Source organism: Thermogemmatispora sp. (assembly GCF_019683635.1).
Classification (GTDB): domain Bacteria; phylum Chloroflexota; class Ktedonobacteria; order Ktedonobacterales; family Ktedonobacteraceae; genus Thermogemmatispora.
On the sequence record NZ_JADGIA010000028.1, the window covers coordinates 1 to 25,389 of the forward strand.

At 59.8% G+C, this 25,389-nt stretch carries 12 protein-coding genes; 6 read left to right on the forward strand and 6 right to left on the reverse strand.

Annotated features, from left to right (window positions below; genetic code table 11):
• From IRZ31_RS05235 to IRZ31_RS05250, 4 genes are all read left to right on the forward strand, one after another.
• Nucleotides 1-1,388: baseplate J/gp47 family protein (locus IRZ31_RS05235; protein WP_297150562.1), on the forward strand; the 1,388-nt coding region annotated here is incomplete at its 5' end.
• Between the two features lie 206 nt (nucleotides 1,389-1,594).
• Nucleotides 1,595-2,269, forward strand: a complete 675-nt coding sequence (locus IRZ31_RS05240; protein WP_297150565.1) for an SRPBCC family protein — start codon at nucleotides 1,595-1,597, stop codon at nucleotides 2,267-2,269.
• 482 nt (nucleotides 2,270-2,751) lie between these two features.
• Nucleotides 2,752-4,851, forward strand: coding sequence for a DUF2961 domain-containing protein (locus tag IRZ31_RS05245; protein ID WP_297150567.1), 2,100 nt, complete (start codon nucleotides 2,752-2,754; stop codon nucleotides 4,849-4,851).
• A gap of 225 nt (nucleotides 4,852-5,076) precedes the next feature.
• Nucleotides 5,077-6,336, forward strand: coding sequence for a DegT/DnrJ/EryC1/StrS family aminotransferase (locus IRZ31_RS05250; RefSeq protein ID WP_297150570.1), 1,260 nt, complete (start codon nucleotides 5,077-5,079; stop codon nucleotides 6,334-6,336).
• Nucleotides 6,337-6,475: 139 nt separating this feature from the next.
• On the opposite strand, the gene IRZ31_RS05255 is transcribed toward IRZ31_RS05250, so the two are convergent.
• The 4 genes from IRZ31_RS05255 to IRZ31_RS05270 form a co-directional block, all read right to left on the reverse strand.
• A complete protein-coding gene (locus tag IRZ31_RS05255) occupies nucleotides 6,476-6,889 on the reverse strand; it encodes a response regulator (RefSeq protein ID WP_112429266.1) in 414 nt (137 codons plus the stop codon).
• A 482-nt stretch (nucleotides 6,890-7,371) separates the two neighbouring features.
• A complete protein-coding gene (locus IRZ31_RS05260; protein ID WP_297150576.1) occupies nucleotides 7,372-8,415 on the reverse strand; it encodes a sigma-70 family RNA polymerase sigma factor in 1,044 nt (347 codons plus the stop codon).
• A 76-nt stretch (nucleotides 8,416-8,491) separates the two neighbouring features.
• A complete protein-coding gene (locus tag IRZ31_RS05265; RefSeq protein ID WP_112429270.1) occupies nucleotides 8,492-9,415 on the reverse strand; it encodes a protein phosphatase 2C domain-containing protein in 924 nt (307 codons plus the stop codon).
• Between the two features lie 40 nt (nucleotides 9,416-9,455).
• Nucleotides 9,456-9,620 (reverse strand): hypothetical protein, encoded by a 165-nt coding sequence (locus IRZ31_RS05270; RefSeq protein WP_189361650.1) that lies wholly within the window; start codon nucleotides 9,618-9,620, stop codon nucleotides 9,456-9,458.
• Nucleotides 9,621-10,544: 924 nt separating this feature from the next.
• Between IRZ31_RS05270 and IRZ31_RS05275 the strand changes: the two genes are divergently transcribed.
• Together IRZ31_RS05275 and IRZ31_RS05280 are read left to right on the forward strand one after the other, a co-directional pair.
• Nucleotides 10,545-14,687 carry a DUF6788 family protein gene (locus IRZ31_RS05275; protein ID WP_297150584.1) on the forward strand — a complete coding sequence of 1,381 codons (4,143 nt, stop codon included), beginning with the start codon at nucleotides 10,545-10,547 and terminating at the stop codon, nucleotides 14,685-14,687.
• 2,289 nt (nucleotides 14,688-16,976) lie between these two features.
• The gene (locus IRZ31_RS05280; RefSeq protein ID WP_297150586.1) at nucleotides 16,977-21,173 is read left to right on the forward strand and encodes a tetratricopeptide repeat protein; all 4,197 of its coding nucleotides are present in this window, start codon (nucleotides 16,977-16,979) and stop codon (nucleotides 21,171-21,173) included.
• Between the two features lie 191 nt (nucleotides 21,174-21,364).
• Here the strand turns inward: IRZ31_RS05280 and IRZ31_RS05285 are convergent, their stop codons facing one another.
• Nucleotides 21,365-22,942: a protein kinase gene (locus IRZ31_RS05285; protein WP_297150589.1), complete on the reverse strand. Its 1,578-nt coding sequence runs from the start codon at nucleotides 22,940-22,942 to the stop codon at nucleotides 21,365-21,367.
• 235 nt (nucleotides 22,943-23,177) lie between these two features.
• Nucleotides 23,178-24,860, reverse strand: coding sequence for an FAD/NAD(P)-binding oxidoreductase (locus tag IRZ31_RS05290; protein WP_297150593.1), 1,683 nt, complete (start codon nucleotides 24,858-24,860; stop codon nucleotides 23,178-23,180).
• Between the last annotated feature and the right edge of the window lie 529 nt (nucleotides 24,861-25,389).

Here is a 25,389-nt window from a genome sequence, read left to right on the forward strand (position 1 = left end):
CGCGCAAGCATCGTCTTCCCCACCGCGTTCTTGCCGATAGGCGCTTCTGGCTACTCCTCGGCCTCGTCATCATGCTCCTGCTGCTCATCAGCATCGCGCTCATCCCGCTATCACAGCTCTTCGGCGGGGCAGCCAGCGCCGCCAATGTCATCATTGTTCCCGCAACGCGCGACCTCAAGCAGATCTACACCTTGAGCGGAGAGCCGGGCATCTCTGCCAACGCCGCCCGTCACCAGATCAGTGCTCGCCTTCTGGCTTCATCCGAATTGCGCCAGAGCCGCCAGGTGCCAGCCAGCGGGCACGGCCTGACACCAGCAACACGAGCCGAGGGCATCTTGACCTTCTACAATGCCTTGCCCGTGCCTCAAAGCATTCCGAAAGGAACCATCCTGAGTGCTCCAAGCGGCGTTCAAGTCATCACCGATCAGACAGCCACATTGCCAGCAGCTACGCCACCCGTGGAGTCCAGCGCTAGCGTTCCGGCTCATGCCTTGCAGCCAGGGAGTCAGGGCAATCTTCCGGCTTTCGCCTTTCACACCGTTTCCTGCTGCGGCAATGGCCTCACGGTCCAAAATGCTCTGGCCTTCAGCGGAGGAGCCGATCCACAATCCTACACCTATGTTCAACAGAGCGATATCGATCAGGCCAGCATGGTGCTCCAGACGAGCCTCATTGCAGCGGCCCAGCGCGATCTTCAGGCACGAGCGGCAGCTAATGAGCGCTTTGTCGGCGGAGCACAGTGCCCAGTCTCGACGAGCGCCGATCACCAGGCTGGCGATCGAGCATTAGAGGTGACAGTGACGGTCGTTGTCGTCTGCAGCGGCGAGGTCTACGATCAAGTGGAGGCACGTATTCTGGCCGCCAGTCTGCTCGCCAACGATGCAGCAGGGAACCTCGGGCCAGGCTATAGTCTGGTAGATCAGATCGCCACTAGTATCGTCTCGGCTACCCTCGATCAGCATCAGCAGGGCCTCATCACGCTTCGCGTGCAGGCCGAGGGCATCTGGGCCTATCGCTTCGATGCTCAAGCGCGCCAGCGACTGGCGAACCTGATCAAAGGAAAAACCCAGGAGCAGGCGCTGGCCCTGCTTCGACAGCAGCCCGGTATCCAGAGCGTCTCGCTCTCCCTCAGTGGCAATGGCTCCCGCTTGCCAGACAATTCTCACTTGATTAGCATCCATGTAGCCACAGTCGTCGGTTTGAAAGCATCGCCGCTGCCAACAGCGTTCCCTGACCAGCGCTTCGCCCAGCCTTCTCCTCCTGAACCAGCACAAGCACAGCCCGTCAGTGGTAGCGCATCTTCGGCGGCTCCCTCCCTCTTTCCTACGGCCTCACCCGCTGCGATCACTCCCACTCTCACGTCACAGGCTCAGATGGACCACAGCTAGTAACCTTGCCTTTGTGTTATCTGCCAGCCGTTCTCTCCAGCCGCAGGGAGGCTATCGCTCCCCCCTTTTTCCTTCCATAAGTAGATCCCTATATATACATTGATCTGTCATAGAACGTGTCCATACTGAGAGCAGAAAGGAAAGTGACGGATCAGCATATATGCTCGTTGTGATAGAGACGCACATCAGGAAAGGAGCGGACTTCTGTGAGTCGGATTATTGTTCAGAGCGAAAAGGTTATTTCTGGTAGGCCAGAAGATATCTACGCAATTCTAGCTGACTATAAGGGCCGTCATCCGCAGATTCTGCCAGCTAACTTCCAGGACTATCGGGTTGAGCAGGGCGCCCAGGGTGAGGGTACGGTGGTGAGCTTTCGTCTGCACGCTGGCGGGCGGGAACGCCTCTACCGCATGCGTGTGAGCGAGCCAGTACGGGGCCAAACCCTGACGGAGAGCGACCTCAATTCTTCGCTGGTCACAACCTGGACGGTCACGCCGCTCGACGATGGGCAACGTACGCAGGTACGCATTGCAACAATGTGGGAAGGAGGCAGCGGTCTCGGCGGTTTCTTTGAGCGCCTCTTCGCCCCTTTGGGCCTGAGACGGATCTATAACCAGACCCTGGCTTCGCTGGCGGCTGTGGTCGAAGGGCGGCCCGCGGAGGAGCGCCGCCCAAGCAGTCCGGTACTCTTACTACCGCTATTAGCGTTGATCATCGCCTTGCCTCTGTTGATTCGCCTGTTCCAGCAACGCCGCCGACGCTCGCAGCTGCCAGTCCGCGTTGTCCCCGCCAGCACCCTGAAAGAGGCACGCTCGCGGCTTCGCGAGGCTCGCCAGCAGGCTGCCCGTACCTTGCCTCGCCTGCGCTCCTTGCGCGCCTGAGCAAACGTGGTGGCCATTCTTAATCACCCTCAGTCGAGCAGGAGAGACGCCGACTGTCGCAAGCGGCGTCTCCTTGTCTCTTTCCTTCCTGTCATTTCACCGCTCGCTGCTTGACAATCTCCCCTGAAGTCGTTATCCTCCAAAGAAGGGATAGGAGCAGAAGATTATAAACAAGCTAGCTATGATAAAAATGACGGTGCGCTTCTAGAAGAGAAAAAGGCTCGCTTGCTCCTGGCGACTATCTACGTCTACTCTCTCTGCCTGTGCAGCCCGATAGCACTGCTGCGATCGGTAGAGGCAAGGTCTCGGCCCCGATCCCTTGTGGCGAATCGGCTGTGATGGAAGAGGCGGGTAAGAGACCCGGAGAGCGGCAAGTCCCTGGGCAAGAGACCTGGCTCCAGGAGGAATCAGGTTTTGCTTGAGCTTACCTGGTACTCGCGGGAGAGCAATCGCCCATCCCCATTGGGGAGAAGAGATAGAGGATGGCTTTCGTGATGAGAGTGCAGTGGCCTGGTGAGTATTGGGAGAGGAAGATCAGCCGCGGTCGCCTGCTGCTCTATCTGGCGTTGTTCGTCATGCTGCTACCGCTGCTGGTGACACTCGCTGGTAGATCAGCCACGGGGTTCGCTTCCGTGGGAGGCGACTGTACTGCGCTCTTCCTCTCCCCCGGGCGCACGGCTCCGCTCTATCTGGGCCTGGCCGCCTACCGCTTCGTGGACAAGCTGGCCTATCTGGAGATCGGCGATCGTGTCCTGGGCTTGTCCACAGCTGATCTTTACGGGAACAACGCCGATTCTTCCCATTACCTGCGTTCACTCGCCGGCGGCGGGCGCGTCCTTTTTGATGCGCTCGGTCCCGGCCTCTTGACCTTCGCCCGTATGCAGGAGGAGATCGGCGCACCCTGGCTGCTCTACCGCGATGGCGAGCTGCAGAAGTTCTCGGCCAGCGATTTGGGCCAGCGACGGCCCACCTCACAGACGGCCAGTCGCTTTCCCTACCCTTTTTCCCTGAATCCGAGCGAAGATGAGGGAAGCAGTATTATTGCGCTGCCGCTTCCTTTCGCTCAACGCCTGACGCTGAGCACAACGCATCGCAACGGTAATTTTTATGCGCTTTATCGGCGCCTTCCCTGGGGGATCGCTCCCCCACAGTGCCCCTCCAGCACGATAGCGCAGACGGCCACGTTGGTCAGTACCCATACTCCAGCTTTGCCAGCAGCGGCCTCCAAATACCGGCAAAGCGGTCAGCTCACGGTGTCGCCAGGAAAGCGTGTGACCTTTCTGACTCTGCAGGGGCCTGCCCAGGTACGGGAATTGACCTTTCGTGTGCCACTGAGCGAGGCGGTCGCTTTTGGAAGGAGCTGGCTGTCGATCGCCTGGGATGGCGAGCGACGGCCCTCGGTAGCCGCCCCTGTGAAGTTTCTCGCTGGTGATGGCGCCGGCCTCTATCAACCCGCGGGCCGCCCACTGGTGGCCGGCTGGTTGGCGACGATCCAGAGCGAGGGCAGCGGCGATCAGCGATTGATGGCCTTCCATCTTTACTGGCCGATGCCTTTCTCGCGCAGCGCTCGCTTTATGCTGCAGTCCTCCCAACGGCTGACTGCCGTAGATTGGAGCGTGGCCTTTGAGCCTTTTCCTGATCCCCCCAGCTGGTGGGGGACCTTTCATGCTACCTACACCAGTGTGAGTCATCCGCCACAGGGTCAGGCTCTGACGTTGCTGGATGTCCGCGGAAGCGGCAAGCTTGTTGGCACGGTGATTAATTTCTGGCGACCCGATGGGACGCTGGAAGGCAATCCAGAGATCACGCTTGATGATAGCCTGACTCCTCAAATCGAGGTTACGGGTACCGAAGAATGGGGCCTCGGCGGCGACTACTGGCACGGCGGTCGCCAGACGAGCCTGCCTCTGGGTGGCTTTCCCAGCGGCCCAGATAATCCACCGGGGAGCGAGCGCGATGGCGCAGCCCTCTACCGCTTCCTTGTCGCTGACAGTATCCCGTTCAACCGCCATCTGGTCTTCCGTCTGGGACATGGCAGCCACAATCAGAGTCCTTACCCCTATCGCGCTCTCTTGCTCTGGTATGGGACAGCACGTCAGACGGCAACTCTTAGCGATACACTGCTCCCAGCCCAGGCAGGCAGCCGCTTGCAACATGGCTATCAGGCCACAGATGAACACTTCTATGATCTGCGCGCCGCTGCCATTTACCAGCAGGGGAATATCACGCGAAGCGGCACCGTCAGCGCGACGGGGGGGGCGATCTCGTTCAGCCTCCGCCTGACGGCCAACAACGTCGGGGCTTTTCTGCGCCGCCTTTTTGACTACTGCACCCCCAATCAGAGCGCCGCAGTCTACGTCGATGGGGCTTTCGCCGGGATCTGGTACAGCGCCGGTGTGGCTAATCATGGCCCGCCCGGCTCGCCTCGCCGCTGCTGGCGCGAGGAAGACTATCCGCTGCCAGCTCAGTTGACGGCGGGCAAAAGCGCCATCCACCTGCGCCTTGTCCCCGTCTCTTTGAGCCAGACATCCTTATCAGCCTGGACGGCCTTCCGCTATCAAGCGTATAGCTTCCTGCCCTAGACCAGTCTCCTCTGCCCGCAGCGGTTCAAACACCTGTGCCCCGGAAGCGCACCTTACATCCAGTAAGACCGACATCCTTTCACCATCAGTGCGGTAGAAAATCACAGGCATTTGGCAGCTGATCATGGTAGGCTATCGTTACGATAGAAGTGCTCATCTTGAGCACAGTGATCATCGCGTCCACCGCGGCCTCAATTGTAGACCGCGCAGCAAGGAGGCATAGCTATGAGCCGGTCAGCTTCTTACGCTACTGCAGCCGCTGCCCCGAGCGAGGCCCGGCCATTGATTCCCGCTCAGGGCAACGGGCGCCGTCTCTTGCAACGACTCAACGCTCTCCAGCAGGAAGTGGCCGAGGTCGTAGAGGAGGCAGTTGAGAGCGGCAGTCACACCAATGGGCCTCGTGTCCAGGCCCTGGAAGAGGCATTTAAGACCTATCTTCAGGTGGCCGATGCGATCGCCGTCAATAGCGGCAGCTCTGCTTTGCGGGCCGCCTGCGAACTGCTGCGCCTGCCCCCTGGAACCGAGGTCATTGTCCCGGCCTATACGTTTATTATGACCGCATATGCGGTCAACGATGCCTTTGCTTTCGAGCCGCAGAGCGGAGCGCTAGCCAAAGGCGGTTTGATCCCTGTCTTTGTAGATATCGATCCTCAAACTTATACCATCGATCTGGCCAGCGTCAGGGAAGCTTTGAGCGAGCGTACACGGGCCATCATCGCCGTCCATATGCTGGGTCAAATGGCCGACATGCGCCCCTTGCTCGATCTGGCCGATGAGCACCAGCTTTTTGTCATTGAGGATGCCGCCCAGGCCCACGGCGCAACCTACACTGATCCCCAGACGAACCATATTTACCAGGCGGGGAGTATGGGCGATTGCGGCTGCTTTTCGCTGAGCGATGTGAAAAACATTGGCTCGATGGGCAATGATGCGGGCCTGCTGACGCTGACTACACGTCTCGGCTCCCGCCTGCCAGCCCTCACCGCTGAGGCCCGCGCCTGGCGCAATACAGGGCGCCTCGGTCGGCACCGCTATGAGCACCAGACCTGGGGTATCCGTGCACGGATGGACGAGTATTCGGCTTCAGAGTGCCTGGCCCAATTGCGCTATCTCGATAGCTGGGTGAGCCGTCGTCAACAGATTGCTGCACGCTATAACGCTGCTCTGGCCGGCACCTCCTTCACGCCACCCTATACTGCGCCTGGCCGCACCCATGCTTTCTTCAATTACATGGTCAAAGCGCCCACGCTGGAAGCCCGTCGCCTGCTGGAGTCTCGCCTGCGCGCGGCGGGTATCCAGGTCGCCGATACCTATAGTGTGGTGCCGGATCAGCCACTCTACCGCCAGGGTTTGCTTCCCTGCCGTATCGTGGCCGCCGAGCGAGCACGAGAGGTCGCTCACCTGCTGGTGGCCATCCCTTGTTATCCCGAGCTTGGAGAGGAGGAGATTGCCCGCATCGAGGAAGTGTTGAGCCGCTGCCCGTAAGCGGCCTCCTGCCAGGCCTCTTCATCAGAGGATGGGCACAGCGCCGGTGGCAAGGCTTCTTTCTTGCTGCCTCTCCCGCCGTCTCTCTTCTTCCTCCTTGCGCCGGCGCTGGCCTCCCTCCTTCCTTCTCCTCATTTATTTATTCAGGATGGGCCTGCTGAGCAGGAGGCTCGGCCTCGCTCTCACCCAGGTGCGTCTTGATGAGCGCCAGTAGCTCTTCGGTCCGGAAGGGCTTGGTGAGATAGGCGCTGGCTCCCGCCAGACGCCCCTTGAGACGGTCTAGTACGCCATCGTAACCGGAGAGGATGACGACGACCGGGCGCCGAGGGTGACGGGCTTTGAGGATCTGTGCAATACGGTAGCCACTCAGGCGCGGCAAGGCAATGTCCAGGAGCACGAGATCGGGGAGAAGATCGCGCTGCTCCGCCAGGGTTCTGATGGCCTCGACGCCATCGGCATAGGTCAGACAATCGATGCCCTGGCGTCGCAAACATACCTCGACGATCTTGCGCACCGGCAATGAGTCGTCGATCACCATGACAAGCTTGCCCATCGTGGCCTGCCCCTTCCTGGAAACGAGGCCCAATCGCTGGCTGGCCTTCAGCCGAGCGATCTGGCCCCCATCGGTCAATCATATCGGCAGGTGGTTGTTACTTGTTCATCTGGCTAGGAGGGTGATCAGCCAGCGGCGATGAAGGCCCCTGGTTTTCCGCCGTAGGTGATAGGATAGCCCGCCTTCGTTATGCGTGGGCACGGGCGGGTGCTTTCGCCGAAATACCTGTCTCCTCTTGTTTGTAGCCTGTCTATGAATCAACTGACTCCAGGCTGGACCTTGATCTGACGTGAGGCTCCTTCTCTTCTCCCTGGCAGTCCCTGCTTTCTCGCCGACAGCGTCCCGCGGCTGCTTGCTCGCGGGCCAGAGCGGCTGAGGCGGGTCTGGTCTGGCCGGCCTGGCCCGGCCAGGAGAGGTACAGCGCTCTTGCTGTCCGCCTGTCCCCCTGGCCCAGGCGCAGCGACCGATCAAGCTCTGTTCCATCAGGGAACAAGGAATTCCTCAAGCATGCGCTTGCGGCAAGGATCGGCCAGTTTGCGCAGGGCCTTGGCTTCGGCCTGCCTGATGGCCTCGTGCGTGACTCCCAGCCTGCGCCCAACCTCCTTGAGGGAGTGCTCACGCGCCCCCTGCAGGCCATAGCGCAAGCAAATGATTCTGCGCTCGTTGGGACTGAGATTCTGAAGCACTTCCTTGATATGAGTTTCCAGCATCTGGCGAATGACTACCTGCTCCGGTGAGTAGGCAATGTCGTCTTCAATGGTGTCTCTGAAAGGGATCTCATCTTCCGAGCCGGTGGCCGGGGAGTCAAGGCTGAGCGTCTCCTCGCTAGCCTGCAACAGGGCTATCACCTGCCGCTCTGAGAGATCCAGCTCCTCCGCCAGGTCCTCGGTGGTGGGATCACGCTCCAGGTCCTGCTGCAAGCGCTGGCGTACCTGGGTCAGACGTTTCAGTTCTTCACGCTTGTAAAGCGGCACGCGAATGGTGTGGGCCTGCTTGGCCAGGGCATGGGACATGGCACGCTTGATCCACCAGGTGGCATAGGTGCTAAATTTGTAGCCCCGACGATAGTCGAACTTTTCTATGGCGTGGATGAGGCCAATGTTGCCTTCTTGTACCAGATCCATCAGGTCCATCCCCAGGCCCACGTACCGGCGCGCAATGCTAACCACCAGGCGCAGGTTGGATTCGATCAGCTGCCGCTTGGCTTCCTCTCCCTGGGCAAGAATGTAGGGATCAGGATGGGCCTTCTTGCGCTCCTCGCGGGCACGTTCCATCTGCCGCGCAAGGGCTGTCACTTCTTCGGCAGAGAGCTGCCGCGTGCGCCCAATTTCTCGCTTATACATCTGGCGGGAATCGCGCAGGCAGAGAATATCTTGCTCCTGTTGCGAGGATGTCTTGTCATCCGTAATATCAAAGAAGGCCCGCTCCCCAAGCCGCGGTTGCAAGCGCAGCTCCTCATCATCAGCTGGACCTGCGCCAATGACAAGGCAGGTGGTGGCTGTGGTCCGAGGCAAGACACTGACCATGTGTACACTCCTCTCTTTACTCTGTTTCAAGAAATATGTTGCTGATTTCCATCAACAAATATCACTAGTTTAGCAATCAGGCAGTTATGGGTGCAACATGCACCACAATTGCGCTGATGTTGTCAAGGCCACCGTTGTCGAGCGCCGTAGTCACCAACAGATTGCAGATTTCAGCCGAGGACAGGCTGGGCCGGCAGAGGATTTCTAGCAGCTGGGCATCCTGGACAACCTCCCACAGGCCATCAGAGCAGAGCAGCAAGCGATCGTCGACCTGAAGGCCGAGCTTGAAACAGTCGACGTCGACGGTGGCTTTGCTGCCAAGTCCGCGGTAGAGCTGCCGGCGCTCGGGATGACGTTGGGCTTCTTCTGAGGTGAGGACGCTGGTCTCAACCATGCGCGCCGCCAGGGAGTGGTCGCGCGTGATCTGCACCAGCCCGTCACGCTCTCGATAACGATAAGCCCGGCTGTTGCCTACGTTGGCGATATAGGCTGTCAGTTCGACCACAAGGGCAGCCGTTAGTGTTGTCACCATGTATGCGCATGTCTCTATGCTACGAAGATAGACAGCCTGGTTCGCGCGTCTGACGCCTTCGACGAGCAGCTTCGGCAGCAGCTCCTCGCTCAGCTGGCGGGAGCCTGCCAGCCCCAGAAGGACGAAATGCAAGAGGGCCTGGATAGCCAGGCTGCTTGCCTCCAAATCGTAGGCGCGATCGCCAAGGCCCAGTCCATCGGCCACTACAAAAAGGCCGAAGGGAAGCAAGCGTTCACTACAAATACAGCTTCCCTGCAGGGTGATCAAGCGATCCCCGTTGGGGCCGAGTCCTCGACCCTCGCCCTGGTGCCAGGCCGTACCCACATCCAGGCGCAGGGGCAAATCGCGCTGCCAGCGACGCAACGGCGATCTGCTGCGTCCCGAGAACTGTCTTTTCACCAACCCTGGGAGAGCCTGCAGGTGTGCCAGCAGGGGCGTCTCGTACTCTGACTGCAGCTGCTCTTTCATAGTCAGCGTCTCCGCCTCCTCACGTGCGTGCTGGCCCCTGTTAGCCCACTACCTGGACATAGAGGGTATACATCAGCTGCATGGCCTGCTCCTCTCCTACCTGGCCCGCGAGTCGCTGCTGGTAGCGCCCAAGATGAGCCATGCGCCTCCGAATGAATTCGTGGCGGGCGGTCCCCAGAGCCAGGCCGTAAAGACCGCGCTGCATGGCTTCCAGTTCTCTTTCAATCTGCGATCGCAGCCGTGCAACCTCGCTCTCGCACATGGGCTGTCTTCCTCCCTCGTTAACCGCGCCAGGCGCGCAGAAGAACACAAGGACAGACAAGGATTTCACTGACACTGGGCAGTATACCGATCGGCAGTTTTTCCTACCTCCTCACCATCTTCCTGCTAGGAAGTCGTTCGGCTGCCCAGAGTCTTTGCCAGAAAGGCCCATTATTAGGGAGTGGTGCGATGGGCGAATGCCGAGGTCCCTGAGTGAAAGAGTATATGCTGCGACTTCTCTCGACAGGCGTCCCAGAATTGCAAGATGTATACCTCGCAGTGGAGTAATCCAGGCCCTTGAGCAGCATGATTCGTGTCTCAGGCTTCTGCTGCCGAGCAGGTGGATAGAGGGCCGCAGCTACCACGGGAGCTGACTTCAGTAGAAGATATTCTCCTGCTTTGTCTTATACCAGTCTTATGTAAAGCGTAGAGTGTGGTCCTCGCCTGCTGATCGCTGGGGGCTGGTCCTTTGATCGCAAGCCTGTCTCGGGGGGGCCGGCCCTCCTGTCAGGGTCTTGCTTGGGAGGTGTCCAGGCTGCCTCTCGCTGGTGGTCCTCTCTGCCGGCTGCTGGGTGTCAGGTTCTGCTCCTCTGCACGTGGTGTAATTCAAAAGGGTCGTGAGCGGCGTCAGCGCTCTGTTCTCTGCAGGCACAGTGAGCGCTAGCGTTGTCAGGTGAAGAGAGCGAGGAAGGGGCGCTATCCTTTTGACCCGCTCCTGCTGCCAGCTTGCGAACAATCGGGTATAAGTTATAATGAGGGAGTTAATCAAAGCGTCCCGGTAAGCTCCTTTTGCGCAGCTCAGCCTATCCCTATCTCCAGCAAAACGCAGTCCTGAGACAGGTAGGAACCGCCATCAGGGGATCATCATATGAGCACAAAAGTGACCTACCATCAACAAATCAGTTTCTGCGGCAAGCCGCGCTGCCACAAGTGCAACACGGGCATCGGTCACGGTCCCTACTGGTATGCCTACAAGACGGTGAATGGCCGCACGACGCGCACCTATATTGGGAAGACCTTACCGCCCGATGTTCAGCCTGAGCAGATCCAGACCTGGATTGCTGGGCGCCCCGCCCAGGACGATGATCCCGCTGTGCTCCGCGTTTCGATGCTCGGTCGCTTTGAGCTTGAGCGCCGCGTTGGACGCAACTGGCAGACTGTTGAAGCCGCTCCGTGGAATCACCAGCGCCAGCGCCTGCTTTTTGCCCTCTTGCTCCTGAGTCCGGGGCGCAAGCTGGGTCGTGAGCAGATCATGGAAGCGCTCTGGCCAGGTCTTGACCCAGAGACCGCTGCCGCCCGTCTTGATCGGACGGTGCATGCGCTGCGTCGTATTTTGGAGCCTTCGCTTCCCCGTGCTTCGGCTTCTCATTTGCTGCGCACTGAACATGAGGGGCTGGTACTCGCCGATCAGCATGAGATCTGGGTGGATAGCGATGCCTTCGAGCTGTTGCTGACGCAGTCCCATGAGGAGCAGCGCACGGCTTCCGAGCGGGAGCACTTGCTTGAGGAGGCGGTGGCTCTTTATGCTAACGATTTGCTACCGGAGATGGCAGATGTGCCGTGGGTAGTGACGCGCCGTGATATGTTGCGTCGTCATTGGATGGGCGCTTTGCTGGAGCTGGCCGATCTGCGTCTGGCTCGTGAGGCTTACGCCGCGGTGATCGAGCCGATGGATCGTCTGCTGGCGGCAGATGATACGAATGAGGCCGCTGTGCAGCGTTTGATTATCGCTTTGACGGCGCTGGGTCGACGAGCTGAGGCGATGCGCGTCTACCACCGCCTGGTCGAGGCGCTACGGCGCGCGCATGACATCGCCCCGTTAGCTGAGACGCGCCGGCTCTATGAGGAGGTGCGCCGCGGCTCGGTCAGTGTCAGGGGGCTGCCGCCGGTGCCTCTGACATCGCTGCAGGATGTGGAGGGTCGCAGCCAGGAGGGACGCGATGGGCGCTCGCAGGCACAGGTCGGACGCCAGCATCAGAGTCCGCTGGTGGGACGTGAGGAGGAGCTGGAGACGCTGCGTACGGTGATGCATACCTGTGAGCAGCAGCGTCGCGTTCGCCTGGGTAATCGCCGGCGCGCCCTGATTTCTCCGTTCGATCAGCCTCGCCAGCCACAGTGTGTCTTGCTGGCCGGCGAAGCGGGGATCGGTAAGACGCGCCTGGCGGAGGAGGTGGGACGCGAGGCGCAGCAACACGGCTGGGCGATCGCCTGGAGTCGGGTCTACGCGCAGGAAAGCAATGTTCCTTACCGGCCCTGGACGGAAGTACTGCGCAATGCTCAGAGCCGCGGCTTCTGGCAGATCCAGGAGATCAGTCACCGTCCTCTGCTCTATCAACCTCTGAGTATTCTCCTTCCTGAGTTGAACGCTTTGCCTCATGTTGAGTTTGCCAATCCCCTTTCGCCCGAGGATGAGCAGCGCCGTCTTTGGGAGGCCACTCTTGATCTGTTGACGATGATCAGCGAGCGTACGCCTCTGTTGATCGTGCTGGATGACATGCACTGGGCCGATTCCAGTAGCTGCGAGCTGCTGGCCTATCTGGTGCGTCATTTGCAGCAGCGGGCCATCATGGTCATCGCAACCTATCGCGATACGGAGCTGCCGGAGGCGCATCCGCTGCGGACGCTGCTCCCTCATCTGCAGCGCGAGCAGGTGGCGCTGCGTCTGGAAATCGAGCCTTTGAGCGAAGAGCAGATCGCGTCGCTGGTGGCGCATTTGCCTGAGCCGCTGGTCCACTATATTCAGAAGCAGGCTGGCGGTAATCCATTTTTTGCTGAGGAGCTGGCGCGAACGCTGGCCGGCGCAGGCCCGGAGCTGGTAGAGCAGTTGCTGGTGGAAAAGGGAAGCGGCGGTCATCAGCCGGAGCTGGGGCGAGCGCTGCCGCTGCCGGAGACGATTGCAGCGGTGCTTGATCTGCGTTTGCAGCGTCTGAGTTCGGCCTGCCAGCGTTTGTTGAGCAATGCCTCGGTATTGGAGGGCGCCTTTGAGTTTGGGGAGGTGCTGCAGCTAGAGCAGCTGGGCGGCAGCGGTATCGATGAAGGGAAATTACTCGATCTCCTGGAGGAGGCACTGCGTGAGGGCGTCCTGGTAGAGGAGGGGGCCGGAACGCGCATCAGCTATCATTTCTGGCATCCGTTGCTAGGTTTGCATCTTTATCAGCGGCTGTCGGGGGCGCGTCGAGCCAGTCTGCATCGACGGGCGGCACAGGTGCTGCAGCAGAAATATGAGGGGCGCGAGGCAGAGGGGGCGGCGACGATTACGCAGCATCTGGTGAAGGGCGGCGGCGAGGCAGCGGCGATCAGGCGCTACGCGGAGCTGGCGGGCGATCATGCCTATGCGCTGTCGTCCTATGGGGAGGCCGAGTATTATTATCGCCTGGCGATCCAGTATTTGCTGCAGGCGTCGCAGGGGCGCCCACTGGCTTCCTGGAGCCAGGAGGAGCGCCTGCACCTGGCGGATCTGTACGAGCTGCTGGCCTATTCGCTGCGCGTGCAGGGCAAGTCAGAGGAGGCCCGCCATTTTTACGAGCGCCTGCTGGAGGTGCGCAACTATCTGCGCCAGCCGGCGACCCCAGAGGAGGCCCTCTACGAGGCACAGTATCAGGCGATGATCTGGGTCGAGATCGGCTGGACCTGGTACAACCAGGGAGATAATGAACAGGCCAGACACTCCTGCAAATATAGCGAAGGATTACTAACAGATGCCCATATATTGAGAAGTGCCGCCTGGGCCAGTATAAAGAGATTGCAAAGCTACATCGATTGGCAGGATGGGAACTATGAAAGAGCCTTGGAGGAGGCAAGGATTGCTCTGTCAATCTTCGAGGACATTCTGGAGTATCAAAAACAGGAACGAGACTCAGCACAGCGTTTCACTCACGTCAATGCCATCCTAACTGGAGATCCCCTTGATCTAGCCCGTACTCATCGACTCATTGGCTCAATTGCCAATAGCTTGGGGCGGACAGATGAGGCACTGGTTCATCTTAACCTGGCACTGACCAGGTTTGAGCAGTTGAACTGCCAGCGAGATATAGCTGCAGTCTGCTGTAACATCGGGCATGCTCAGCTGAGTCGAGGCGCCTACAGACAAGCCCAGACTTTTTTCCGCTATGCACTTTCCATAGCGGAAAAATACAATGACAGTCCGCTTTTGCTGGTAATATACGGCAATCTAGGCATCTTATCTGCAAGGGTGGGTGCGCTGCTGGAGTCAGAAAGCTGGCTCCGACGCTGTATCGCACTGGCCGAGATCCTCAACGACCACGTCTACATGAGCATCTGTCAAACTTATCTGGCAAATACTCTTAGGGATAAAGGTGCGTTCGCTGAGGCAAGAACCTATATATCTAGGGCTATCAAAGCTGCAAGATACATAAGTAACAGGCCATGCATTGGATACGCTTTAATTTCTTTAGGGAATATATATCTAATATATAGCAGATTTCTTAGCCAAAACTCAGAATCTATCTTATTACAAAAGAAGGGTATTAATTTAAGACAAAACAGTTTGCTTCTAAAGGCAAAATTTGCGCTATCAAAAGGATTAAATACTGAGGGACTGGAAAGTGAAGCGCGTATCGAAGGGCTACTTGCACTAGCAGAAACTCAATTTCAGTTGGGTCGAGCAGACGAAGCTTACCAGCAGGTGAGCTATCTGATGCAGCAAGTGATCCAGAGCCAATTTGGACAAGAGCTAGCCAAGGCGCAGCGCCTGATGGGCGAGATCCTAGCTAGCAAGCAGGCATACGATGAGGCAGTACCATTGTTTGAGCAAGCCCTTGCTCAGTTCTCGTCACTAGGAATGCACCTGGAATACGCGCGCACGGCCTACCGATATGGCCAAATTCTCCTTTCAAAAAACAAAATTGGCAGCCGTGCTTATAAGTTGGGCCTCAGCTATGTACAAGATGCCCAGCGGCTCTTTAGAGATTGCCAGGCCAGCATTGAGCTGGAGGTGGCAGAGCGTTTTCTTCAGCAGCATGGGATAAAGGCGAAAGCCTTCCAACCCTGACTTGACCAACCCTATCACTGCCTCAGATAGTCAGCAGCGATCAGAACAAGAGCCTGTTTAAAATCAGCCTCCCCTTGTAATGCTTTATCACGTTATACATCCACCAGTTTTGATATGTCCCTCTATAGAGCTACGGTTATTTGTCTTGACACAGAGGTGAAGAATCCCGGGTCCTGTCCGCTGGTCATCGATTACTATAAAAGTAAGCTAAAGCCGGTGTGGGATAAGGCAGGAGTAAAGTCCTGATCACAAGCAGCGGCGCACCCTAAAACAGTTGCCTACCTTCAGCGTCCTAGTGGAGGTGAAACTCTCAGCAATCGCAGCACAGACCATGCCCTCACGCCAGTTGTTCTGGAAAGTATGTCGACTAGCTTACAGGTAGTTATCTCGTCCTGTCGTCTGGAAATGCGCTCAGGAAGGAGCAAGCCCAATGCCCGTCACCGTTTACCGCAAGCAGCTGATTATCACAGTTTGTCTCTTGGTCGTCCTGTTTGCTATTGCAATTAGTATCCTATTAGCCATGCAAACAGGATTTATACATCACATAATCACTTTACCTGCATCCACTTCTCCTAATCTTCAATATCGCTACGGTCCATAAACGAGCGATATTGCATGTCCTGCTCTAGCAGAGGAGTAGCTCATCCAAAAGCATCGACTGATACGAGCAGATTCTAGGCCAAGTGCAGGCGGAGAAATACGGGCCAAGCGTAAGTCCGATGCACCAGCTGCACAAAGCCTTGATCAGCTTGCTGGTCCTGCGGCTGGGTTGGCAGTGAGCTGGGGGACCTGGTGACGACCGCGAGCTATGGTGACCGTCAAGCAGATGGCTCCACCACAGCCCATAGCCGTAGCAGTCCCAGCCCCAGCAGCTCCGGCCCAAGCAGTCAACCCAGCCGCCCATTCATGGCCCACATAATCATCACGGGCCGCTGATAACCCTGGCCCGAGAGGGCAAAGAAGCGATCCGGTCGAGATACCGCAACCTGTTGCCCCTCTCGGAGTAACGTCCCTGAGAAAGGAAGCGTCTGATGTCTCACTTCGACTAATCGGCGCACCTTCGTGGCAATCGCAGACATGGCGAGCTAGCTCAGGCTCCCGGCAGGGTGCTACGGCCAGCGGGCCACGAACTACGGCCACCTCCCGTAGTATCACTCCGGCCCGCTGATGCACCAGCCGCACCTGCCTGGCCCGCCTGTCGATAAACGGGTCGGTCAGTCTCCCCCGATCTGAACCCCTCGAAGCCACAGAGCTGACCGACCCACCTTTTGCCTCTTTTTCTCCTTCTCTCATTTATCACCCGTCTCCATTGCCCTGAATCTCAACCATAGTCTGCCGCAATCCTGAACAGTCTCTCCTTACTACCAGGAGAGAGCATTGCCTGACAGATTGCACCTCATGAGCTATAATAAGAAACGCCGGTTGCTCGTATACAGAGATCGACCTCCCGCGCCGCTAGCCAGCGGTCTCAATTGGCGGTCAGGTTGAAGCACCGATATTTATCGGGTAATCTTAGCTGTGACTAACTACTCCCAACCTTGCAAAGTGCGGCCTTTTTGGGATTCAGATCAGAAGAGAGGGAGAGACTTATCGAGCCTCTCCCGAAGCCTCTGTCCCGCGGCAGCACCGGGATTGCAGCAGTCCTGCAAAAGATCAGCGAGCAGACTCAGCGTGCTAGACGGATGCATCAGGCCGGCCTGGCCAGTGGTCAGGCAGCGGCTCCGCTTCACATCTGCGATGGCCCTACAGGGTGCCCGATGCCGAGTAAGCCAGGCCAGTTGACAAGGGAGCAGCAGAGCGCATGCGTGTAGTAACGGCGGCGCCAGATGACCCAACCAGGTACCAGCGCCACAGTTGCGCGATACCTGCAGCACTCCGGTGCTCTCCTGCCCAGCTCACCAGACCAGCTCTGGAGCACGGGGAGAGAACGCGCTCCTCCGCCAGAGCAGAGCAGGCCGGGGATGGTCTTGCTTTGTCAGCAAGCGGCCAGCTACATCAGCCGCCTCATGCTACCAACCACCACCGTCCCCCCCCGAAAGCGTTTGGGATTCCCGGGGTAAGAGCAAGCCTCCAGGCTCAGCCGGAGCCTGCGCAGCCACCCAGCCACTGTCTCGCCCCCGCCCGGCGAAAGAGCCTGTGGAGGACTGCCCGGTGGCCCCTACACGCGCCATCAGCAAGAGTGCAACGCTCGCAGGCCATGCCTCTCCCGGCAGACTCTCCGGGGCTGCTGGCCGCTTCTGTGCTCACCTCCCCAATAGCAAGCTTGCGTAGAGGCAAGGAGTGCGCGCGATGAACAGTAAGGTCACCTACTATCGTCAATACAGTTTCTGCGGCAAACCACAGTGTAAAAAATGTCGCCAGGGGCGCGGGCATGGACCTTACTGGTATGCTTATCGCAGCGAGGGCGGTCAGATCACACGCACCTACATTGGCCGTAGCCTGCCTCCAGAGGCGCTGGCTCAGGTCGAACAACAAGAGATCATAGCCGGTCAGCCAGGCCAGCCTCCGCTGCGACGTCTCTACCTCCTGGGCAACTTCCGCCTGGAACGTCCCGCCGAAGAACAGCGCATCGCCCGACGAAGCGGACGCCCCGCTCTCCAGCCCGCCGGTCGCGCCCTCCTGGCTCTGCTCATCTCCAGCCCAGAGCGTCAGCTCTCGCGTCGCCAGGCCCTGACCGTCCTTTGGCCTGATCTCACCCCCAGCGAGGCCAACCGTCGGCTCGAACGCGCCGCCGCCAACCTACGCTACTGGTTCGCCACTTCCACCCCCTCAGCGCCGGCCCCGCCTGGCGCTTCTCCAACCCCTACGCTCCTCCAGGAGAGCGAAGAGACACTCAGCCTTGCCGGGCAGCAAACCCTCTGGCTCGATGCCGACGCCTTCGAGGAACTGCTCGACCACGCCTCGCGCTGCAGCGACGAGCCACTGCGCGAGAGCCTCCTCGATGAAGCCCTCCGCCTCTACAAAGGGGATCTGCTGGCCGGCTGGACAGCACCACCCTATCCCGCTCAGCTGGCCAGACGACGCGAGGCCCTGCGCTGGCGCTGGCGCCAGGCCCTGCTGACCCTGGTCGATCTACGCCTCAGTCGCGACAACTTCACTGGAACATTACCGCTGCTCGAACGCCTCTTAGCGAGCGATTTCGGCGACGGGGAGGCCCTTGCCCTGACCATGTACTGCCTGGCAGGGCTGCGCCGCCGCAGCGAGGCTATCCGCCTATACCAGCAATTCCTCTCGACCCATGAAACAGTACTCTCTGAGGCAGTCCAGGCCCTCTACCAGGCTATCTGCGCCAACCAGCCTCTCCCTCGACCACGACCATCGCCCGCTAGCCAACCTGCCCACCCTGCGCTCCCACCGGCCTCACAGAAGGACACTCTCACTTCCGCCCCAGCTACGCCTCAGATCGGGCGCGCCCATCGGAGTCCCCTGGTCGGACGCGATCAGGAACTGGCAGTCTTACGCCAATTACTGACCAACACCGAGCAACTCGCCACAACCGCACTAGAGCAGCTGACCTCTGTGACAACTGGCACCGGTTCCATCCGTAACGGCAGCACTGCCACCTTACCCCCAGCCACTCAACGTCAACCCCAGTACGCTGTCCTGGTCGCCGCCCCCGGCCTTGGCAAAACTCGCCTGGCCGAGGAACTCAGTCGTGAAGCCCTGCAACGACGTTGGGCCGTCATCTGGAGCCGTGTCTACGAGCAAGAAAGCGCTATCCCTTACCGCCTCTGGATCGAGCCGCTGCGGAGCATCACAGCGCAGGACATCTGGCTGACCCAGGAGATTCAACAGCATCCCGCCCTTTATGCCCCCCTGGGGGCCATTCTGCCAGAACTCTACGAGATACTGCCGCCGCCCTTCCCTCTACCACCAGAGCAGGAGCAGCAGCGTCTCAAAGAAGCCTTGCAAGAACTGTTCATGCGCGTCAGCAGGCAGGTTCCCCTCCTGCTTGTCCTGGATGACCTTCACTGGGCCGACGCCAGCAGCTGCGAGCTGCTTGGCTATCTGGTCCGGCGCCTGGCCGGCTACCCCGTGCTCTTCATCGGCACCTGCCGCGATAGCGACCTGGCCGCCAATACCGTGCTTCAGACACTTATCGCCCATCTGCAGCGCGAGCACGGCGTCATCACCCTCGACCTGCCACCGCTGACCGACGAACAGATCGCCCAGATCGTCAGCCACATGCCCCCGGCGGCCCGAAGCTTCATCCAGTCGCACGCTGCCGGCAACCCCTTCTTCGCCGAGGAACTGGCCCGCAGCATTGAGATGCAGCTGCTCTCTCCTACGGAGAGTAGCTTCCAGGCTGGCCTCCAGCGCCTGCCCGAAACCATCACCGCTGTGCTCGACATGCGCCTCAACCGGCTCAGCCGCCACTGCCGACGCCTCCTCAACGATGCCGCCATCCTTGGCGGCTCCTTCGAGTTCGATGCCCTGTGCGCTCTGGAGGCCGCCGATCCACAACCGTTCGACGAGGAGCGCGTCCTCGATCTCCTGGACGAAGCCCTGCAGGCCGGCGTTCTCACCGAGACCAGTAGCGGCAGTCACATCAGCTATCACTTCTGGCACCCCTTGTTAGCCAGCCACCTGTACGAGAGCATGTCGGGCATGAAGCGCGTCTTACTCCACCGACGCGCCGCAGAGACGCTGCGCCAGCTCTACACCGGCCATGAAGAGAAGGGCGCCGCCATGATCACCTATCACCTCGTTGCCGGCGGAGGTCCACCCGAGCAGATCATTCACTATGCCTCGCTGGCCGCAGAAGCCGCCTACGCTCTTTCCGCCTATACAGAAGCAGCCCGCCTCTACCGGATCGCCGTCGAGCATTTCCCTCAGCTCGGCAGCTCCAGCTCGCCTACCAGTAGCTCCCAGACTCTCCCCTATGACCGCCGCGCTTATCTCCTGGGGAGACTGGCCGAATGCATCCGCATTCAGGGGCATTACGCCGAGGCTTGCCAGCTCTATCAGCGTGCCTTTGATGTTGCACAGGAAGGCCGCATACATAAACCAAGCGACCCACTCTACCAGACGCAACTTGAGGCCCGCCTGCTCACCGAGATTGGTCGAACCTGGTTCTATATGAGCGATTTCGCCCGAGCACACGACTACTGTGACCGGGCCGCAGCCAGGCTACGCACAGCGGGCATCGAAGAGGGGATGGCCTGGGCGACTCTCCGCTATCTACGAGGTTATATCTATAACGACGAAGGCCGCTACGCCGAAGCTCGCCAGGAAGGGCAAGAGGCTCTTCGCCTTTTCGAAGCCCTCTCTGCGCGCAGCTCCCGGGAGCGCGACAGCCGTCCGACGGCCTCACGCGCGCGTGCAGGCGGCGACATAGAACCGCTGGCAGCGCCGGAAACCCGGCCTGCCACTCCCCTCATCAGCGGTGACCCTATCGGCCTGGCCCGTACACACCGTTTTTTAAGCACATTGGAGATCAATACCGGTCGCCATGAGCAGGCCCTGCATCATCTCCACGTCGCCCTGCAGCTCGCCGAAGAACTCGGTCACAAGCGAGAAATCGCTCACATCTGCTGTAACATTGGCCACGTCCTGCTCCATCGCGCCGATCACGAGGAAGCGCTGGCCTACTGCCGTCGCTCGCTAGATCTGGCCGACAAGGTAGGCGACCTGCCCTTGATGGCCGTTGTTTTCAGCAACCTGGGCATCCTCGCAGAGCGCACGGGCGATCTCAGCGATGCTGAGCGCTATCTCAGGCGGGCCATTGCCCAGGGCGAGCAAGGGAAAGATCAGGTCTACTTGAGCTACTGGAATGGCTACCTGGCAGGCGTCCTGCAGGCCCGAGGTCAGCTAAGCGAGGCTGGCCAGGCCCTCTACCAGGCACTGACCATCGGGCGGGCCATCAAAAGCAGCCCCTGCATCAGCTCAGCCCTGGTCGGCCTGGCCCGTCTGCGCCTTGGACAGGCGCGCCTGCTGCAGGTCAGCCTCTCCCGGGAGGCCGCGGCAGGGCCAGAGCAGCGCGCGAAAGGCCAGCAACTTCGGCAACAGTTACTGCGGCGAGCACGAGCTGCACTACAGCTCGCCTTAGCCCAATCAGGAATCACCGCCGATGTCGAAGCCCAGGGGAAATTGACACTGGCTGAGGTCAACCTTCTGCTGGGTGAACCCAGTCGCGCGCAGTCGCAGGCTCAGGCCATCCTCGAACAGGCGCGCAGCACCAATATGACCATCACCCAAGGGGAGGCCCTGGCCTTGCTCGCCCGCATCACCGCCCAGTCGGGAACCACTGAGGCCCGCACCCGCGCAGAAGAACACTTTGAGGAGGCCTTGCGCATTTTTCAAGAACGCGGTATGAAACTGCATTATGCCCGCACCCTGGCCACCTACGCCCAGATGCTTCTGCACTACAGCCCCGCACGTCAGATCGAGGCCCTCACCTATCACCGCGAAGCCAGAGGCATTCTCAGCGAGTGCGGAGCCACTCTCGATCTCCTTCAACTCCAATCGGGAGAGCTGCGCTTCTGAGCAGAGTCACCAGCCAGGCGAGCAAGTCCACTCAACAGAACAAAAGCCCGGCTCCGCACGGTGAGCCGGGCCTTCTCCTTTTATGCTTTTTCCCTCGCCAGCTCCCTGCACCTGGAGAGACTGGCGCTTGAGTACCAGACAATCGAGAGGCAACGCCCTTTTGAGCCATCCACGCCAGGAGGCCGAGCTGCTCAGAACCAGCCCCGCGCAAGCGCAATAGTCAGGACAAGCGAGAGGAACAGCGTTATCCCCCAGAGCAACACCCGCTGATAATCATTGCTATCTGGCAGGGGGGGCAGCTCTTCAGGAGCAGGGAGCAGTGACTCCTCACGCTGGAGAAGATCAGGCGGAGCCAGCGATTGCAGGAGCGGATGCCCTTGAAGAGGGTCCTCAGAAGCAACAGTTAGCGGCTCGGTTGCGAGCGGACGTGGCTCAGAGACCACAGGTTGCGAGGGTGCCGCGAGAGGCTCAGCGCCCTGGGCCGGCTCCTCTGGCAGCGTTGTTCTCTCGGTGAGAGCCTGACGCAACTGGGCAGGATGCTGATAGCGCTGCGAGAGATCTGGCCGTAGCCCCTGCCCCGAATAGAGTCCCTTCGCTAAGACCGCCTCGAAACCTGGACTGAGGGCCGGATTCAACTGACGAGCTGGAGGAATCCGGCCCTGACTCCTTGCCGGTGGACAGCCCGTGGCCAGATGGTAGGCCGTAGCCAACAAAGCATACAAATCGATGCGGCTATCGATCACCCCATGAGTCAGTTCAGGGGCGGTATAGGGCGAGAGCTGCGAACGAGCCATACCAGTCACAAACTGCGTAGCCCCCGAGGCCAGCATCACCGAGAAGCCCGTAAGCACATAGTGAGAGCGGGTACGACCAGCAATAATGTAATCTGGCCGAATCAAACCGTGGACAATAGGGGGGGTCTGGCTGGCGAGAAACTCCAGGACATCTACCATTTGCAGACAGCACTCAACCACCTCTTGCTCACTGAATGGGCGCCCGCGTCGACGCAAACGGAGCAACAAGGACTCCCCTTCAACATGCTCGAAGACGAAGAAATCACGCTCCGCCTCCGAGAAAACATCGAGCAGCGTAGGGATCTGCGTATGACGTCCCGCTGTATGGAGAGCCGAAGCGGCGGAACGTACAAGCGCTCCCCGTAGGCGACTATCCTCACGCGGCAGGACAAACTCACAGATGCGGACCGGCGCCCCTCCTCGACGGGCATCATGTGCCAACCAGAACGCCTCGTAAGCTTCCGCCAACCATTCATGACGCCCCTGACGCTCAGCCAGGCGATAGCGCCCACCCTGGAGCAACTCGCCAGCCTGCAGAGAGCGCAGTCCCTCAGCCGCCGAGGGCTGCGCCGCAGAAGAGCGGCCCAACCCTCGGCGCTCCCGTTCTGGCAGCTGTTCCTCCGTGCGACGCTGGTCATGAAGCGTCGTCGGTTCCTGGCGACCATCGCCGCCAGCGGCCTGCCAGGGCCGCTGCTGACGCAGCTGCTCAGACGGTGTCTGGTAGCGCGGCGCCTCACTCACCAAGACCGGCGGAACGGGCGGCTGTTGCCCACCGGCATGCCTCCCCGCAATAGGGGTCACTCGCGGAGCATGCCAGTGCGGCGTTCTCGCCCCAGCGCTAGCCGACCAACGCGGCTGCTCCTGCTTTCCCTGACGAGCCACCGCGTCCCCGCCGGCCACAGGTAACACGAAGCCACAGCGCAGACAGGCTCGTCTCTCCCCATCCCACTGAGCGTGACAACGTGGACACAGCATAAGATCATCCTCCCCTGATGTATGGAAGTGTGAATGACCGGCTTCCCTGCTTACCGGTCAGCGCGCGGTGGATCACCAGGATAACACCAGGATGATCGGCACAGAGCCGGCGCCTGCCATCTTCTGTTAGCAATCGAGCAGCCGACCAGACTAACCACCCGGGCGCCTCCCAGTCAGAAAGAAAGATTGCATCGCCTCAGAGGGTAGCAAGTTCACGCCAGGCGTCGATGCCTGGCTACTGACAACACCGCAGCGGACGCGGGTTTGGCTGGGACAAGGAGGCCGGCAGCGCAAGCCGCCGCGGCCACAGCTCATGCTCCGGCCTCCCAGCCCAAGAATCAGGATCAGTAAGCGTACCAGAACCCGCGGCATCGGTCGCATTGGTACCATGCTGCGCAGGGATCAATCTCCGTAGTGGCTCAGTTTGGGGCCTCCTTCTTGACACGCTTCCCTGCAGGAAGGGTTCACCGCCCTGGGGCGGCTCCTGCCATCCCGCCACCGCAGTCGTCGTGCCCAGCGGAGGAGGCAGAGAGGGCGCACACCGGGAGGTCGCCAATGTACGCTCCGCTAGCCGCCCGGGCGCCGTTAGAGTATAGAGCTTAGACGAGCGAAGCTGCGCAAAGTAGGCACGCGCATCAAAGTCGCCTCGAAGCAGAGCATCCTGGATCGCCGCTACCGGCAAGGCCTCATCGATGAGGCGCTTGATTGCCAGGGCATCAGGCTGCGCTCTCCCCAGCGCGAGATAGCCAATCAGACGATCGCCAGCCAGCGCCAGGCGATGGTAGCTCTGTTTTCCATGCCGCGTCAGTACCTTTACCTCCGCCTCCTCCGCTAAGGGATCGCCGACAACCAGGATCGAGAGCGAACCCAGCCGCGTGGCCTGCCAGGGAGCACCAATCACCCCACTGACAGGAGCCATCACCTGTCCCGTCATGGTCGCCGCTGCCACTCGTCCCTGAAGGACAGCCGCATGCCAGGATGGCTGCGAGCGATAGGAACCGCTCAGAGGATGCCGCCAGGCAGCAACATCCCCCGCAGCCAGAATTGCCGGGACACTGGTGCAGAGCCGCTCATCGACAAGGATGCCCTGCTTCTCTTCATAGACAAGAGGCAGCGTGGAACGAGCAGCCAGATCGAGCGCGGGACGCGTTCCTGTACAAACCAGTGCCAGCTGCGCAGGAATAACACGCCCGTCAGCAGTGGCAACTCCCGCTAACTCCCCCACACTGCCCAGAAAGCCTATCACCTCGCTTTCCAGATGAACCAGCGCCCCTGCCTGCTCCACGTGCCGCAGGACAAGCTCAGCTGCCACTCGATTGAGCAGACGTGGCAAGCAGTAGGAACCGCGAATAAACCAGTGAACACGCTTGCCTAGGTGCAAGAGGCTCATGACAGTTTCGGCTCCATGCACCCCACCACCGATCACCGCTACATCACGGACCTCCCGTAGCCGGCGCCTGACATCAAGGTAGTCGGGCAGACGATGCAACGTCAGAACGCCATCTAGCGCAGCACCGGGCAGATCCTTCGGCAACCCACGGGCCACACTACCCGTCGCCAGAAGGAGTACCCCGTAATGGACTACTCCCCCACGTGCTACCAGCAGCCGCCGCTCGACCGCATCGATCACTTCGACCCGCGCCACTCCCACTTTAATCCCCCGCGCTTGCTCCGTCCCCTCCGGATAGGCCAGCAACTGGCTCCGACCCACCTTGCCAGAGAGAACCTGGCGCAGCGCCGGCGTGTGAATCGTCGGATAGCACTGCTCCGTCAGGACCAGAATCGTGGCATCAGGCGCAAAACGGCGAGCCTCGATTGCAGCAGTCAGGCCGGCGATTCCATTCCCCACAATCACGATGTCCGCGCTGGCTTGTATGCGCGAATCGCCGAACCAGGCCGGCAGGGCGGTCTTCCGCATGGTTGAAGCGCACCTTTCCTATCGAATTAAGTCTGTATCATCTATTCAGCAGCAATCGTCTCTCATACCCCATATCTCAGAAGCAAAGCAGCTCTTCCAGCGTGAAGCTATGGAATCGAAGTCAACCGATTATAGCCAGGTGAAAGAGTAGCAAGGAGATGGAGGGATACTGAGAGAGGCTGACCTTTGAACGATCAGCTGCATGCTGACTTTGAAAAGCTGATACCGAAAGCAGTATGGAACAAAATCGCCCAATTTGCGGGTGCAGCACGGACGAATAGCCAGAATATACTATAGCCAGCGCCCGCTCCCTCCCGCCACAGGAAAGGCGGCCATCATTACGGCAAGAGAAGCAAAAAAGCCAATTCAGGTATTGATTTTTGGGCGATTATCTGGTACTGTAAAATATGGAAGGAACGAAATATATCAGACATTGAATATCATCGCGTTTCTTTGTACAGCGCCTATCGAGGCAGTCCATGCTTCTCATGGCAACGGCCAGCGCACCGCAGCGCTGGTTCAGCGGCAG

Excerpts from the sequence above, each read along its gene's own strand:
- IRZ31_RS05245 (WP_297150567.1), top strand. The coding sequence starts at position 2,752 with ATGGCTTTCGTGATGAGAGTGCAGTGGCCTGGTGAGTATTGGGAGAGG.
- IRZ31_RS05250 (WP_297150570.1), top strand. The coding sequence starts at position 5,077 with ATGAGCCGGTCAGCTTCTTACGCTACTGCAGCCGCTGCCCCGAGCGAG.
- IRZ31_RS05255 (WP_112429266.1), bottom strand. The coding sequence starts at position 6,889 with ATGGGCAAGCTTGTCATGGTGATCGACGACTCATTGCCGGTGCGCAAG.
- IRZ31_RS05260 (WP_297150576.1), bottom strand. The coding sequence starts at position 8,415 with ATGGTCAGTGTCTTGCCTCGGACCACAGCCACCACCTGCCTTGTCATT.
- IRZ31_RS05265 (WP_112429270.1), bottom strand. The coding sequence starts at position 9,415 with ATGAAAGAGCAGCTGCAGTCAGAGTACGAGACGCCCCTGCTGGCACAC.
- IRZ31_RS05270 (WP_189361650.1), bottom strand. The coding sequence starts at position 9,620 with ATGCAGCGCGGTCTTTACGGCCTGGCTCTGGGGACCGCCCGCCACGAA.
- IRZ31_RS05275 (WP_297150584.1), top strand. The coding sequence starts at position 10,545 with ATGAGCACAAAAGTGACCTACCATCAACAAATCAGTTTCTGCGGCAAG.
- IRZ31_RS05280 (WP_297150586.1), top strand. The coding sequence starts at position 16,977 with ATGAACAGTAAGGTCACCTACTATCGTCAATACAGTTTCTGCGGCAAA.
- IRZ31_RS05285 (WP_297150589.1), bottom strand. The coding sequence starts at position 22,942 with ATGCTGTGTCCACGTTGTCACGCTCAGTGGGATGGGGAGAGACGAGCC.
- IRZ31_RS05290 (WP_297150593.1), bottom strand. The coding sequence starts at position 24,860 with ATGCGGAAGACCGCCCTGCCGGCCTGGTTCGGCGATTCGCGCATACAA.